The 458-nt window shown below is 30.8% G+C and carries 2 pseudogenes; both read right to left on the bottom strand.

Annotation, left to right across the window (positions count from 1 at the left end):
• Positions 1-274, bottom strand: a pseudogene (locus ACF91D_RS31900) (prepilin peptidase); the annotation flags it as partial.
• Between the two features lie 39 nt (positions 275-313).
• Positions 314-379 (bottom strand): annotated as a pseudogene (locus tag ACF91D_RS31895) (prepilin peptidase); the annotation flags it as partial.
• Between the last annotated feature and the right edge of the window lie 79 nt (positions 380-458).

The following is a 458-nucleotide window of genomic DNA, read 5'->3' as shown; positions in this document are numbered from 1 at the left end:
AAGAAAAGATAATTATATCTCCAGAGCCAATGGCATGATGAAATAGTAAATAGAATATATGAAGCAAGCTTGTGACGCAAAAAAATGACATGATATGTATTGGAGTGATAAAACAAATGCAAATAGCAAATACGACTACCACATGCAAAGGAACTGTGTACGTCTTAATATCAAATATAGAAAAGGTGAGAAGGAATAAATAAATTAATATTAAAGTAGTATGATCAATCATTAGTTTGTGAGGTAAATAAAGCAGATAAAATACAGGAGCCAAAGAAAGCAACTCCCCAAACAGATAAAAAACACTAATTCTGCGATGACAGCATCTTGAAGTGCCTTTTAAAAAAATAAAACTTAAAATTGGGATTGTTTCTATCATAGTTATTTGTTTGCGACAATAATCACATCTTGAACGGGTTGTGAGATATCTTAATTTCAGGTTTTCTACAAAACATAGC

The sequence above is a fragment of the Staphylococcus sp. 231237_7MaSpsaltlick genome (assembly GCF_043107035.1).
The sequence above is the reverse complement of the archived record's forward strand: the minus strand, read 5'-3'. Positions and strand labels throughout refer to the sequence as shown.